This is a genomic window from Azoarcus olearius (assembly GCF_001682385.1).
GTDB classification, from domain to species: Bacteria; Pseudomonadota; Gammaproteobacteria; order Burkholderiales; family Rhodocyclaceae; genus Azoarcus; species Azoarcus olearius.
On sequence record NZ_CP016210.1, the window covers coordinates 3,936,508 to 3,949,601 of the forward strand.

Below are 13,094 nucleotides of genomic sequence, written 5' to 3' on the forward strand. Positions count from 1 at the left end.
TCCAGAACCGGTGGACGATGCCGCACGGTTGATTCGAAAGCGATATCGCCGCGCTCGGCGGGGCACCTTGGCCCGTCGGCGGGTCGATCGCCCACCCATCGCACCAGGATGGGGCATGCGTACCCGGGCGTTGCCCGCGGCGGGGCAGCCCGCTTACTGGCGGATCTCCATCGCCTCGTCCGCGCGCTGGTCGCGGTCGCTGGCGCGGAAGGGGTTGATGTCCAGCCCGCCGCGCCGCGTGTAGCGCGCCCACACCGCCAGCCGCTGCGGTCGGCAGCGCGCGGTGATGTCGCAGAACACCCGCTCGACGCACTGTTCGTGGAATTCGTTGTGCTCGCGGAAGGAGACGATGTAGCGCAGCAGGCCGGCGCGGTCGATGCGCGGCCCGGTGTAGCGCACCGCCACCATGCCCCAGTCGGGCTGGCCGGTGACCAGGCAGTTGGACTTGAGCAGATGCGAGTACAGCGTTTCGCTGACCACCTCGTCGCCGGCGGAAAGCAGCGTCGGGTCGGGCTGGTAGGTGTCGATCGCGACGTCCAGATCGTCGATGCAGACACCCTCGGGCGCGGCGAACCGGCGTTCAGCCTGACCCCCGAGCGGCCACACGGCGACCCCCACCGCGCCGCCGGCAGCCGCGGAAAGATCGCGCGCGATCGCCGTGCGCACCGCGGCGGCGTCATCGAAACGGCTCTGGTTGAAGCTGTTGAGGTAGAGCTTGAGCGACTTGGATTCCACCAGCCGGGGGGTATCGGCGGGCACGCGGAACTCCGCCAGCGCCACCACCGGCTTGCCGCGCGGATTGAGCCAGGAGAGTTCGTAGGCGTTCCACAGATCTTCGCCGCAGAAGGGCAAGGCGTCGGCGCGCACGCCGATCTCGTCGCGCTTGAGCTGGCGGGCGATCGGGAACAGCAGCTCGGGCGCGTAGGTGTCGCGGTAGGCCACGGGCTTGCCGAGCGGGGAGGCTTCGGCGCCGTGGAGCGGGTTCTGCGTATCGTTCATGGCAGGCATTGGGGGCCGCAGCGCGGGGCGCTCAATCGGCATCGACCTTGTTGCTGTAGAGCATCAGCCGCGCGGTTTCGTGCAGCCCGCGCGCGAGCCGCGAGAGGCGCTCGAATTCGGCCGGATCACGCCCTGCGATATTCTCCAGCGGCGTCTTCGAGGCGATCTCGTGCAGGCTCGCGTCGCTACCGTCGGCATTCATGCGCAGCAGGTGGTGGCGGGTGACGACGCCGATCAGCGGGAAGGTGCCTTCGCGCAGCAGCACCGGCACCGCGCGCTCGCCTTCCGGGGCCGGCGTCTGGATGTCGCGGCCCATCGTGGTGTTGCGGTACTCGACGCCAAGCAGGCCAGCCACCGTGGGCAGCAGGTCGAGCAGGCTGGTCGCCTCCTCGGTTACGCGCTGGCCGACCAGCTTGGGGGCGTGGATGATCGCCGGCACGTGCAGGCTTTCGAGATTCAGCGCCTCGTAGGCCGGCGGCATGAAGGGCAAGGTCGAAATGCGGCCGTTGTGGTCGCCGTACAGCACGAAGAGGGTGTTGTCGTAATAGCCGCCCTGCTTCGCCATCTCGATGAAGCGGCCGACGCTGTAGTCGAGCAGGCGCACCGCGTTGTACTGAGCGTTGCTGCGGAAGCCCGCCTGCCGCAACTGCTCGTCGGGCACCGTCTTCACCTCGAAACCGTCGCTGTTGGGCGGAATCGTGAAGGGCTGGTGGTTGCCGGCGGTCTGCACGATCGCGAAGAACGGGCGGTCCTTCGGCTGCGCGCGCAGCATCGCATCCACTTCCTTGAACAGGTCGAGGTCGGAAACGCCCCACACATCGACGTTGGGCGAGGTCCATTCGCCTTCCTCGTGCAATTGCACCCCTTCGATGCTGCTGCTGATCAGTGCGCTCATGTTGGCCCAGCCCGCGCTGCCGCCGATCGCGTAGTGCTTGTCGTGGCCCTTGAAGGCATTGAGCACGGTGCGCTGCGGCACGATGAAGGGGTTGCGCGTCGCGCTCTCGACCCGCGACACGTCCGGGATGCCGGTGATGCTGGCCCATACCGTCTTCGCGGTGCCGGTGACCGGCACGTAGAAGTTGCGCAGCAGCCAGCCCTCGCGCGCGAGCGCGTCCAGGCTGGGGGTGGGGTCGAGCGGATTGCCGTGGATGCCGGTGACGCTGCCGCCGAAGGACTCCAGCATGATGAAGACGACGTTGGGCTGGCGCTTCAGTGCCAGCCGGTGCGGCTGCACCCCGATCCTGCGCTCGAACTGCGGCATCTCGTCGGTGGCGGCGGGCAGGTCGGCGCCGAGGTAGGCCGCAACGTCGGCCTGGTGACGGCGTACCTGTTCGGCGTCGTAGTGCTCGGTGGGTGTGCGCCAGGTATCCCAGATGAAGACCACGGGGTTGAGGCCGAGCGCACCGATCTGGGTGCTGCCGGAAAAAAACGCGTCGCTCCAGCGCAGCGGCACCGGGTTTTCGAGATTGACGTTATCCACCCGGCCGAGGATGCCGAGGAAGCCGAGCACCACCGTCGCCGCAAGGGCCCCCGCCACGCGGAGGAAGCCGGCGGGCGCGGCAACGCGGTCGAGCGTGCGCCGCTCGAGACGAAGCAGCACGAAGACGAGCGCCGCGCTCAGCACCAGCCACAGCGCGCTGATCGAACCCACCGGGTAGCTCTGGCGCACCATGTCCGCCGAGATCTGCGCGTCGCCGAGGAAGCGCAGGATGCTCGCGTTCACCCGCAGGCCAAGATAGGCGTAGTGGCCGAAATCGACGATGTAGATCAGCGTGACCGCGAGCGTGGCGACGATCAGCCACAGCCGCAGCAGCGCGCGCGCGACACGGCTGCGCAGTGCGTTCCAGCGTGGCAGCACCAGCAGCAGCGCGGCAGGCAGCATCAACAGGATCGCCAGCCGCAGGTCGAAGCGCAGGCCGACGCCGAGGGTCTTCAGTACCGCATGGGGATCGGCTCCCTCCGTGATCGAGACTTCCGACGACCACAGGTAAAAGCCGGCGCGCAACAGCGCGAAGAACGCGAAAAACACACCTACGCCCGCAAGCAGATAGCGCAGGCGCGGGTAGCGGAGACTCGACATCGGGTGTCCTCGGTTCGATCGGCGACGGACCGCGCCCCGAAGGCCGTCGTCGCCCGCGCGAAAGGCGCAAAAGCGGGGCAGTCTAGCGCCGAAGGACGCGCGCTGTCAGCTTGCTTTACGAACCGAAAACCCTGTTGCTGATAGGGTCGCAACCCGATGGCGCCAGACGCCCGACACCGCCGGGATGGGCCGCCGCGGCGGCCCGGCGGGGTCAGAAATGCAATTCCATCTGGAAGGTCGGCGTGGTGGTGTCGATACCGGGCTTGGTGTTGCCGTTGGCGTAGTTGTGGTTGCCGAACTTGTTGCGCCAGTACTCGTAGCCCACGCCCATCAGGAAGGTGTTCTTCTTGCCGGCAACCATCTGGCCCACATCCACCATCAGCGAGGTTCGCATCAGGGTTTCCGGGCGGGTGCTGACGCCGGCGTAGTCCTTGCCCTTCTCGCTGTTGTAGTTGAGGAAGCCCTGGAACTTGAGCGGCACCGGACCGGCCTCGAACGGGATGCCCCAGGCCACGCTCAGCATCAGCTGGGGATCGAACGCGATCTCGCTCTTGGGGCAGGCGGGGGAGCCCAGCCCGCAGTGGTTCCATTCGCGCCCGTACAGCAGGCTGACGTCGAGGAAGCCGGGCACGTCGAACTTCAACGTCGGCCCGACGACGAGCAGGCGCTTGCGCGGTGCGAAGCGGGTGTTCTTGGTGTTGAGGTCGAAGCCGGCGGTGAGCGCCACTTCCTTCACCGGACCGAAGGCAAGGCTCTGGTCGAACAGCTTGCCGAGGTGCACCTGGTGACGATAGGTCAGGTAGAACTCGGTGGCGCCGGTATCGCCGCCGCTCGCCGGGTCCTTGTCGTCGGACTGCAGCACGTCCAGATTGAGGAAGTTCTGCCCCACCGAATAGCCGCTGGCGTGGGTGAACTGCAGCACGTGCTTTTCGACCTCCTCGCGGTTGGTCGGCTCGCGGAATCCGGTGCCGTAGCGGTAGCCGATGAAGGTGTCGCTCCAGGTGGCGGCCTGCGCGGCCGGGGCCAGCGCGAGCGCACAGCATGCAAAGAGCGTCCTGCAACGCGGGGAAAGCTTCATGTCCTGCTCCTGTCGGGATGATGGTTTGAACCGGTCTGCGCGCACGATTTCTGCCCGCCTTTTTCGAACCTAACAGGAGACGACCGCCCTTTGGCGAATACCGGTCATTACACTTTCGATATATTACTTGAAACACCATCCCTTTGTTTATAAAGGCGATGCGTGCTCGCATATATCGAAATGTCATTCACCGTTGTGGCGCATCGCGCGACTCAATGCACCACAACAGGGCAAACATAAACACCGCCGGAACAGTGACTTGGCGGAATGCGCGAAAAGCCGCGCACCAAGGGGCGGCGGCCGCAAGCGGGTGGCGGGCAAAAATCGCCCGAATCACCCCCATATCGCATGGCACGTCGCTTGCCATACCGGGACATCGTCATCGACACCATCCGTTCCGGAGCCTTTCCCAATGACCTGCAAGACCTCGCTGTCCCGCCGTCTCTTCCTCTCTGCCGCCGTCGCGCTGGCCTGCGCCGCGCCGGTCGCGCACGCCGCCGCCCCGGTGAAGATCAAGTTCACGCTCGACTGGCGCTTCGAAGGCCCCGCGGCGCCCTTCCTGCTCGCCAAGGCGAAAAACTATTTCGCCGCCGAAGGGCTGGACGTGGAGATCGACGCCGGCAACGGTTCCGCAGGCGCGGTCACCCGCGTCGCCACTGGCGCCTACGAGATGGGCTTTGCCGACTTCAACGCGCTGGTGGAATACGACGCCAAGACGCCGGGCTCGAAGATCCAGGGCGTCTACATGGTCTACAACTCGACCCCGGCGGCGGTCTTCGTGCTGAAGAAATCCGGCGTGACCAAGCCGGCCGATCTCGCCGGCAAGACGCTGGCCGCGCCGGTGTTCGACGCCGGTCGCAAGGCCTGGCCGGCCTTCGCCAAGGCCAACGGCCTGGGCGCCGAGGCGGTGAAGTGGCAGACGGTGGAGCCGGCGATCCGCGAAACCCTGCTCGCCCGCGGCGACGTGGACGGCATCACCGGCTTCTATTTCACCAGCGTGCTCAACCTGGAGGCACGCGGCGTGAAGCCGGAAGACATCGTCGCACTCAAGTTCCCCGACCACGGCGTCGAGCTGTACGGCAACACCATCATCGCCAGCCCGAAGATGCTGGCCGAGCAGCCCAAGGCGGTGGAAGGCTTCGTGCGCGCCTTCAACAAGGCGCTGAAGGAAACCATCGCCAACCCCGAAGCGGCGGTCGCCTACGTGAAGGAGCGTGATCCGCTGATCAATCTGCCGCTGGAAACCCGCCGCCTCAAGCTCGCGCTCGACAGCGTGGTGGTCACGCCGGAAACGAAGGCGATCGGTCTCGGCGCGGTGGATGCCGCCCGCCTCAAGCGCTCGGTCAGCGAAGTCGCCGCTGCCTTCGCGCTGCCGGCGACCCCGGAGGCCGGCACGCTGTTCTCCACCGCCTTCCTGCCCCCCGCCGCCGACCGCGCCATCAAGTAAGGACGATGCGGCCGTCGCCTGCCGGCAAGGCGGGCGGCGCCGCGAACACGCCATGGATTTCGTACGTTTCGAGAATGTCAGCCTCGCCTACCAGGCCGGCGCCCCGTTCGCGATCGAGGACGTCAGCCTGTCGATCCGCGAGAACGAGTTCGTCGCGCTGGTGGGGCCCTCGGGTTGCGGCAAGTCCACCGTGATGAAGCTGGTCACCGGGCTCAAGCCGCCGTCGCAGGGTTATGTGTATGTCGATGGCCGCGAGGTCGGCGGCCCGCAGAAGTGCGTCGGCATGGCCTTTCAGGCCTCCAACCTGCTGCCCTGGCGCAGCACGCTGCAGAACGTGATGCTGCCGCTGGAGATCGTCGAGCCTTACCGCTCGACGCTGCGGGCCAAGCGCGCCGAATACGAGGAACAGGCGCGCGCACTGCTGAAGCGCGTCGGCCTCGCCGGCTTCGAGGACAAGTTCCCGTGGGAACTCTCCGGCGGCATGCAGCAGCGCGCCTCGATCTGCCGCGCACTGATCCACAAGCCGCGCCTGCTGATGCTGGACGAGCCCTTCGGCGCGCTCGACGCCTTCACCCGCGAGGAGCTGTGGTGCATGGTGCGCGACCTGTGGCAGGAAGAGCCTTTCACCGTGGTGCTGGTGACCCACGACCTGCGCGAGGCGGTCTTCCTCGCCGACACGGTATATGTGATGAGCAAGCGCCCCGGCCGCATCCTGGTCAAGCGCGAAATCGACCTGCCGCGCCCGCGCGACCTCGATGTCACCTACACCGAAGCCTTCGCCGCCCATGTGCACGAATTGCGCGAGCACATCGGCCATGTGCGCGCGTCCTGACCGGGAGTCCGAGCAATGCTGTCGCAGAAAACACTGATCCGGCTCGCGCCCTGGCTGGTCATCCTCTTCCTCGGCGTGCTGTGGGAAGCGATCGTGGTCGGCTTCAAGGTGCCGGAATTCCTCTTCCCCTCGCTGAGCGCGGTGTGGACCGCCACGCTCACGCACTGGGACCCGATCATGATGCACGCCACCCAGACATTCCTTACCACCATGGCCGGCTTCGGCATCGCGGTGGTGTTCGGCCTGGCGCTGGGCGCCGCGGTGGGTTCGTCGCCGGTCGTGTACAAGGCGCTCTACCCGCTGCTGGTGGGCTTCAACTCGATTCCCAAGGTGGCCTTCGTGCCGGTGCTGGTGGTGTGGTTCGGCATCGGCACCATCCCGGCCATCCTCACCGCCTTCCTGATCTCCTTCTTCCCGGTGGTGGTGAATGTGGCCACCGGGCTGGCGACGCTGGAGCCGGAACTGGAAGACGTGCTGCGCTCGCTCGGCGCCTCGCGGCTGGACATCCTGAAGAAGGTCGGCCTGCCGCGCGCGATGCCCTACTTCTTCGCCTCGCTCAAGGTGGCGATCACGCTCGCCTTCGTCGGCTCGGTAATCTCGGAGACGGTGGCCTCCAACCTCGGCATCGGCTACCTGATGATGGCGGCGAGTTCGGCCATGGACATGGCGCTGGTGTTCGCCGGGCTGATCGTGATCGGCGTGATGGGGGTCGTGATGTACGAACTGTTCGCCTTCGTCGAGCGCAGGCTCACGGGGTGGGCGCACCGGAATCCGAATGGGGCGATGTAGGCGGGAGAAGTGGGCGGCGACGCCCGGTCTGAGTCTTTTTTCCCCTCCCCTTCAAGGGGGTGAGGACCGGGTTTCGGCGAGCGTTGCTCGCCGCCGGCCGAACGACAGTGCGTCTTGGCACTGGCTACCGGGTTGGGGTGGGGATGGGGGGCCACCTCCATGCGAGCGCCCACCCCATCCCCCTCCTGGCCAGTAGTCTCAGCTTCGCCTCGCCGCTCCGCAGGCGGCGAGCAGTGCTCACCGAAACCCCTGCTACGCCCCCCTTGAAGGGGGAGGAACCGGAACCACCCCAAGCTCCGCGCCGCTTCAGGAGAGCGGCACTGAAGCCACGCCTTCTCGCGGGCAGGCGCACACCCCCTACGCCGCCTCGCTCACCGCGTCATAGCGGCTCTGCGCCGCCAGCACCTCCCGGATGTGGCTGTGCGCCCAGTCGGCGAGGGGTTCGAAGGCCTCGGCCAGCGTGCGGCCGAGTTCGGTCAGCGAGTACTCCACCGTCACCGGCACCGTCGCAAACACCCGCCGGTCCACCAGGCCGTCACGCTCCAGCCGGCGCAGGGTCTGGCTCAGCGCCTTCTGCGACACCCCCTCGATCTCGCGCCGCAACTGGTTGAAGCGCAGCGGCCCGCCCTTCAGCAGCTTGACGATCAACAGCGCCCATTTGTCCGCCAGCCGGTTCAGCACCATGCGGGCCGGACAGTCCTTGGCGTAAACATCGAAGCCGCCGTCCTCGTCGGCGAGCGGGTCCAGCACAGCGTCTGCGGTCTTCACGGTATCTCCAGGGTAACCAGATGACTTCAAGGTGCCTTCTTGTGGCCTAGGTTTCAAAAATATACCTTGTGCCGCGGAATTACCAGCACCTCCCCCTCATCCTCAAGGAGTCTCGAAATGACCCAGTCCGTCGTTGTGTATTTCTCGGGTTACGGCCACACCAAGCGCGTTGCCGAATGCGTGGCCGAAGGCGCGCGCGCCCAGCTGATCGCCGTCGACGCCGAAGGCAACATCCCGGACGCCGCGTGGGACGCGCTCGACGCCGCCGACGCCATCCTGTTCGGTGCGCCGACCTACATGGGCACCGTGCCCTGGCAGTTCAAGAAGTTCGCCGATGCCACCTCCAAGAAGTGGTTCACCCGCGCCTGGCAGGACAAGGTTTTCGGTGGCTTCACCAACAGTGCCAGCCTCAACGGCGACAAGCAGGTCACGCTGATCACGCTGCAGACGCTGGCCTCGCAGCATGGCGGCATCTGGGTCAGTCTTGGCCAGCTGCCCTCCAACACCAAGGCCGCGAGCCGCACCGACGCCAACAACCTTGGCGGCTCGGTTGGCGTGCTGGTGCAAAGCCCGTCGGACGCGAGCGCGGACGAGATCTCCGCCGGCGACCTCGAAACTGCCCGCCTCTACGGCGTACGCGTCAGCGAGATCGCGCGCCGGCTGCGCGGCTAAGCGGCGTCCGGCCACGCGGCGCCGAACAGCGCCGCCATGTCGACATGCGCCTCGACCGCATCGGCGAGGCGGTCGAGGTCGGCCTCGCGGCGGGCGTTGAGATCGACGCCCGCCGCGCCTTTCAGCCCTGCCCAGTCGAGCAGCGCCGCCACCGCCTGCGGGGTGTCGAACAGACCGTGCAGATAGGTGCCGAGCACCTGGCCGTCGGCCGATAGCGCGCCGTCGGCACGGCCATCTTCCAGCAGCACCGCCGGGCGGTCGAGATCGGCGCCCCGGCTCACCCCCATGTGGATCTCGTAGCCAGCGACCGCCGCCTCGCCGTCGAGGCAGAGCCGGCCGGCCACATTCACCAGCTGCTTCTCGCGCTCCAGCACCGTGTCGATGTCGAGCGCGCCCAGTCCGGCGACGGTGCTCGGCGCGCCTTCGAGGCCATGTGGATCGGCCAGGGTCCTGCCCAGCATCTGGAAGCCACCGCAGATGCCGATCACCTTGCCGCCGTAGCGCAGGTGGCGGCGCAGCGCCGGCTCCCAGCCCTGCGCGCGCAGCCAGGCGAGGTCGGCCTGCACGCTCTTGGAGCCCGGCAGCACTACCAGATCGGCCGGCGGAATCGCCTGCCCCGGCCCCACCCAGCGGAAATCCACCTGCGGATGCAGGCGCAGCGCGTCGAGGTCGGTGTGGTTGGAGATGCGCGGATAGACCGGCGCGATCACCTTCAGCACCGCGCCGTCGCGGTCGGCCGCGACCTGGCCGTTGGCCAGCGCATCCTCGGCGTCGAGGAAGAGGCCATGGAGATAGGGCAGCACGCCGAACACCGGCCGCCCGGTGCGCTCGGTCAGCCAGTCCAGCCCCGGCTGCAGCAGCGCGATGTCGCCGCGGAAGCGGTTGATCACGAAGCCCCTGACCCGCGCCTGCTCGGACGGTGACAGCAGTTCCAGGGTGCCGACCAGGTGGGCAAACACGCCGCCGCGGTCGATGTCGGCGACCAGCACCACCGGCACGTCGGCGGCTTCGGCAAAGCCCATGTTGGCGATGTCGCGGTCGCGCAGGTTGATCTCGGCCGGGCTGCCGGCGCCTTCGATCAGCACGTGCTCGTACTGCGCGGAAAGGCGGTCGAAGGAGGCCATCACCGCCGCCATCGCGGTCGGCTTGTAGGCGTGGTAATCGCGCGCCGACAGGTTGGCCATGACCTTGCCGTGGATGATGACCTGGGCGCCGATGTCGGACGAGGGCTTGAGCAGCACCGGGTTGAAGTCGGTGTGCGGCGCGATGCGTGCGGCCACCGCCTGCAGCGCCTGGGCGCGCCCGATCTCGCCGCCGTCGGCGGTGACCGCCGAATTCAGCGCCATGTTCTGCGGCTTGAAAGGGGCGACGCGCACGCCGCGGCGCACCAGCGCGCGCGCCAGCCCGGCCACCAGGGTGCTCTTGCCGGCATCGGAGGTGGTGCCCTGCACCATCAGGGCGGAAGCCTTGGACATCGCGTAAAATCCGTCGCCTTGTTCGGGGCCGTGATTATCCACCACAGTGCCGGCCGCCCGGCGTCCCGCTGCCGCCCTGTTTCCCGCCCCCACGGTTCCGCCGGGCTTTTCATCGCTGCCATCCATGTCCGCTACCGTCCTGCTCGTCGCCAAACTCGCCGCCGGCATCGCCTGCGACCGCGTCTTCGGTGAGCCGCGGCGCTTTCATCCCCTGGTGGGCTTCGGTCGCTGGGCGCGCGCGGTCGAAAGCCTGGTGCGCGGGACGGGTGCCGTCGGCGCCTCGCGCCCGGGCGGCCTGTTTGCCTGGCTGCTCGCGGTCGGTCCCTGGGTGGCGCTTGCATTCGCGCTACGCAGCGCCCACCCGCAGGCGCACTGGGTGGTCGACATTGCGCTGCTGTACTTCGCGCTCGGCGCCCGCAGCCTGGTTGAACATGGCGAAGCCGTGGCAGCACCGCTGGCCGACGGCCGGCTGGACGAAGCGCGCGAACGCGTCGGCTGGATCGTCAGCCGCGACACCCGCGCGCTGGACAGCACCGGCGTCGCCCGCGCGGGCACGGAATCCGTGCTGGAAAACGGCAACGACGCCGTGTTCGGCACCCTGTTCTGGTTTCTGGTCGGCGGCGGTGCCGGGGCGCTGCTGTTCCGGCTCGCCAACACGCTGGATGCCATGTGGGGCTACCGCAGCCCGCGCTATCTTCGCTTCGGCTGGGCGGCCGCGCGCCTGGACGACGTGCTGAACGCGGCCCCGGCGCGCCTGACCGCGCTCACCTACGCGCTGCTCGGCCGCACCCGGCGCGCGCTGCACTGCTGGCGGCGGCAGGCGCCGGCCTGGGATAGCCCCAATGCCGGCCCGGTCATGGCGGCCGGCGCCGGTGCGCTGGGCGTCGCGCTCGGCGGCAGCGCGATCTATCACGGCCGCGAGGAAAGCCGCCCGGCACTCGGGGAAGGTGGCGCGCCGGATGCCGGCACCATCCGCGCCGCCCTCGCGCTCGTCCGACGCGGCATGCTGCTGTGGCTGGCCGCGGCGGCCTGCGTCGCCGCAGTGCTGGAGCTGGCGGGTGCTTGAGCACGGCGGCCGCCTGCGCCGCGCCGCCGCGCAGTTCCGCATTCCACTGGCCGACTGGGTGGACCTGTCCACCGGCATCAACCCCCACCCCTACCCGGTCCCGCCGCTGCCCACCGCCGCGTGGCACCGCCTGCCCGAGGACGACGATGGCCTCGAAGCCGCGGCCGCCGCGTACTACGGCAGCGCCGAGCTGCTGCCCGTGGCGGGTTCGCAGGCCGCCATCCAGGCCTTGCCGCAGTTGCTGCCCGGCGAACGCGTCGCGCTGCTGCAACCCGGCTATGCCGAACACGCGCACGCCTGGCGCGACCGCCGGCTACGGCACTGCCGCGACGCCGCGGACCTGGAGGCCGCGGTGGACACCAGCGACATCGTGCTGCTGATCCATCCCAACAACCCCACCGGCCTGTGCTTCGAGCGCGACCGCCTGCACGACTGGCACGCGCGCCTGGCGCGCCGCGGCGGCTGGCTGCTGGTGGACGAGGCCTTTCTCGACTGCGCGCCGGACGCCAGCCTGCTCCCGCGCGCTGGCGCTGCCGGCCTCGTGGTGTTGCGCTCGCTCGGCAAGTTCTTCGGACTGGCGGGCGCGCGCGTGGGCTTCGTGTTCGCCCCGCGCGGGCTACGGGACGCCCTGGCCGAACGGCTGGGGCCGTGGGCGCTCAGCGGCCCGGCGCGCTACGCCGCCACGGCTGCGCTTGCCGACACCGCGTGGCAGGCCGCAACCCGCCACCGGCTCGCGCGGGACGGCGAGCGGCTGCAATCACTGCTGGCGGCCCACGGTCTCGCTGGCAGCCGGGGCCCGGCGCTGTTCAAGTGGCTGTGTCACCCCCAGGCCGCTGCCCTGCAGCAGGCGCTCGCCGCGCAAGCCATCCTGGTACGCCATTTCGACGCCCCCGCCAGTCTGCGCTTCGGCCTTCCCGCAACCGAAACCGAGTGGCGCCGGCTCGACACCGCGCTGGGCAGTCTGCACGACCTGATCCGACAAGGATGAACATGCACCGACGACTTGCCGCAACCGCCCTTGCCTGCACCCTTGCAGGACTCCCCGCCGCCGCCGTCGCGGACATCCGCATCACCGACGATGCCGGACGGGAGGTGGTGCTGCCGCGGCCGGCACAACGCATCGTCAGCCTCGCGCCGCACGTCACCGAACTCCTGTTTGCCGCCGGCGCCGGGCCGCGCGTGGTGGGCGTGGTCAGCTACAGCGACTTCCCCGATGCCGCGCGCCAGCTACCGAAGGTGGGCGGCTATGCGAGCGTCGACCTCGAAGCGGTCGTCGCGCTGCGGCCGGACCTGGTGATCGCGTGGAAGAGCGGCAACCGCAACACGCACCTCGACCGCCTGACCGCTCTCGGCATTCCGGTATTCATCAATGAACCGCGCCGCCTGGACGATGTGGCCGGCAGCCTGCGCTCGCTCGGCCGCCTCGCGGGCACCGACGAAGTGGCCGAACGCGCCGCCAGCGCCTTTGCCGCGCGGCGCGACGCACTGCGGAACCGCTACGCCGAGCGGCCGAAGGTGCGGATGCTGTACCAGATCTGGAACCAGCCGCTGATGACGGTCAATGGCGAGCACCTGATTTCGGACGTGATCCGGCTGTGCGGAGGCGACAACGTGTTCGCCGGCTTGCCTCAACTCGCGCCGACGATAGGCGTGGAAGCGGTGCTGGCGGCGAACCCGGAGGTCGTCGTGGCAAGCGGCATGGGCGAAGCCCGGCCGGAATGGCTGGAACAATGGAAGCGTTGGCCGTCACTGACCGCGAACGCCGCAAACAACCTCTACTTCATCCCGCCGGAACTGGTGCAGCGCCACACGCCACGCATCCTGGATGGCGCCCAGCGCTTGTGCGAGCAGCTGGAGGAAGCACGCGCCAAACGCCCGCCGCGCTAAG

Annotated in this window: 12 protein-coding genes; 7 read left to right on the forward strand and 5 right to left on the reverse strand. The window is 68.6% G+C overall.

What is annotated here, in order from left to right; genetic code table 11:
* Nucleotides 1-153: 153 nt before the first annotated feature.
* From queF to dqs_RS18020, 3 genes are all read right to left on the reverse strand, one after another.
* Nucleotides 154-999 carry an NADPH-dependent 7-cyano-7-deazaguanine reductase QueF gene (gene queF, locus dqs_RS18010; protein WP_065341314.1) on the reverse strand — a complete coding sequence of 282 codons (846 nt, stop codon included), beginning with the start codon at nucleotides 997-999 and terminating at the stop codon, nucleotides 154-156.
* 31 nt (nucleotides 1,000-1,030) lie between these two features.
* Nucleotides 1,031-3,079: an LTA synthase family protein gene (locus dqs_RS18015; RefSeq protein WP_065341315.1), complete on the reverse strand. Its 2,049-nt coding sequence runs from the start codon at nucleotides 3,077-3,079 to the stop codon at nucleotides 1,031-1,033.
* Between the two features lie 211 nt (nucleotides 3,080-3,290).
* Nucleotides 3,291-4,157 carry a hypothetical protein gene (locus dqs_RS18020; RefSeq protein WP_011767233.1) on the reverse strand — a complete coding sequence of 289 codons (867 nt, stop codon included), beginning with the start codon at nucleotides 4,155-4,157 and terminating at the stop codon, nucleotides 3,291-3,293.
* A 412-nt stretch (nucleotides 4,158-4,569) separates the two neighbouring features.
* Between dqs_RS18020 and dqs_RS18025 the strand changes: the two genes are divergently transcribed.
* From dqs_RS18025 to dqs_RS18035, 3 genes are read left to right on the forward strand one after another with little or no spacing between them, the layout of a single operon-like run.
* Nucleotides 4,570-5,604 (forward strand): ABC transporter substrate-binding protein, encoded by a 1,035-nt coding sequence (locus tag dqs_RS18025; protein ID WP_011767234.1) that lies wholly within the window; start codon nucleotides 4,570-4,572, stop codon nucleotides 5,602-5,604.
* Nucleotides 5,605-5,656: 52 nt separating this feature from the next.
* Nucleotides 5,657-6,436 (forward strand): ABC transporter ATP-binding protein, encoded by a 780-nt coding sequence (locus dqs_RS18030; protein WP_011767235.1) that lies wholly within the window; start codon nucleotides 5,657-5,659, stop codon nucleotides 6,434-6,436.
* A gap of 15 nt (nucleotides 6,437-6,451) precedes the next feature.
* Complete coding sequence (locus dqs_RS18035) at nucleotides 6,452-7,225, forward strand: ABC transporter permease (RefSeq protein WP_011767236.1); 774 nt, start codon at nucleotides 6,452-6,454, stop codon at nucleotides 7,223-7,225.
* 357 nt (nucleotides 7,226-7,582) lie between these two features.
* On the opposite strand, the gene dqs_RS18040 is transcribed toward dqs_RS18035, so the two are convergent.
* Entirely contained in the window at nucleotides 7,583-7,993 is a 411-nt protein-coding gene (locus dqs_RS18040; RefSeq protein ID WP_011767237.1) for a winged helix-turn-helix transcriptional regulator, read from the reverse strand.
* Between the two features lie 117 nt (nucleotides 7,994-8,110).
* Between dqs_RS18040 and dqs_RS18045 the strand changes: the two genes are divergently transcribed.
* On the forward strand, nucleotides 8,111-8,665 hold the full coding sequence (locus dqs_RS18045; RefSeq protein WP_011767238.1) for a flavodoxin family protein: 555 nt from the start codon (nucleotides 8,111-8,113) through the stop codon (nucleotides 8,663-8,665).
* On the opposite strand, the gene dqs_RS18050 is transcribed toward dqs_RS18045, so the two are convergent.
* The gene (locus dqs_RS18050) at nucleotides 8,662-10,140 is read right to left on the reverse strand and encodes a cobyric acid synthase (RefSeq protein WP_065341778.1); all 1,479 of its coding nucleotides are present in this window, start codon (nucleotides 10,138-10,140) and stop codon (nucleotides 8,662-8,664) included. The genes dqs_RS18045 and dqs_RS18050 overlap by 4 nt on opposite strands.
* 124 nt (nucleotides 10,141-10,264) lie before the next feature.
* On the opposite strand from dqs_RS18050, the gene cbiB reads away from it, so the two are divergent.
* Genes cbiB through dqs_RS18065 form a run of 3 tightly spaced genes read left to right on the forward strand, consistent with a single transcriptional unit; the run spans nucleotide 10,265 to nucleotide 13,093 of the window.
* Complete coding sequence (gene cbiB, locus dqs_RS18055; protein ID WP_173364480.1) at nucleotides 10,265-11,206, forward strand: adenosylcobinamide-phosphate synthase CbiB; 942 nt, start codon at nucleotides 10,265-10,267, stop codon at nucleotides 11,204-11,206.
* Nucleotides 11,199-12,194, forward strand: coding sequence for a threonine-phosphate decarboxylase CobD (gene cobD, locus dqs_RS18060; RefSeq protein WP_065341316.1), 996 nt, complete (start codon nucleotides 11,199-11,201; stop codon nucleotides 12,192-12,194). Before cbiB ends, cobD begins: the two co-directional genes overlap by 8 nt.
* A 2-nt stretch (nucleotides 12,195-12,196) precedes the next feature.
* Entirely contained in the window at nucleotides 12,197-13,093 is an 897-nt protein-coding gene (locus dqs_RS18065; protein WP_065341317.1) for a cobalamin-binding protein, read from the forward strand.
* Nucleotide 13,094 lies beyond the last annotated feature (1 nt).

Bases quoted from the DNA above. Each gene is read 5' to 3' on its own strand.
- queF (WP_065341314.1), bottom strand. From the start codon at position 999: ATGAACGATACGCAGAACCCGCTCCACGGCGCCGAAGCCTCCCCGCTC.
- dqs_RS18015 (WP_065341315.1), bottom strand. From the start codon at position 3,079: ATGTCGAGTCTCCGCTACCCGCGCCTGCGCTATCTGCTTGCGGGCGTA.
- dqs_RS18020 (WP_011767233.1), bottom strand. From the start codon at position 4,157: ATGAAGCTTTCCCCGCGTTGCAGGACGCTCTTTGCATGCTGTGCGCTC.
- dqs_RS18025 (WP_011767234.1), top strand. From the start codon at position 4,570: ATGACCTGCAAGACCTCGCTGTCCCGCCGTCTCTTCCTCTCTGCCGCC.
- dqs_RS18030 (WP_011767235.1), top strand. From the start codon at position 5,657: ATGGATTTCGTACGTTTCGAGAATGTCAGCCTCGCCTACCAGGCCGGC.
- dqs_RS18035 (WP_011767236.1), top strand. From the start codon at position 6,452: ATGCTGTCGCAGAAAACACTGATCCGGCTCGCGCCCTGGCTGGTCATC.
- dqs_RS18045 (WP_011767238.1), top strand. From the start codon at position 8,111: ATGACCCAGTCCGTCGTTGTGTATTTCTCGGGTTACGGCCACACCAAG.
- dqs_RS18050 (WP_065341778.1), bottom strand. From the start codon at position 10,140: ATGTCCAAGGCTTCCGCCCTGATGGTGCAGGGCACCACCTCCGATGCC.
- cbiB (WP_173364480.1), top strand. From the start codon at position 10,265: ATGTCCGCTACCGTCCTGCTCGTCGCCAAACTCGCCGCCGGCATCGCC.
- dqs_RS18065 (WP_065341317.1), top strand. From the start codon at position 12,197: ATGCACCGACGACTTGCCGCAACCGCCCTTGCCTGCACCCTTGCAGGA.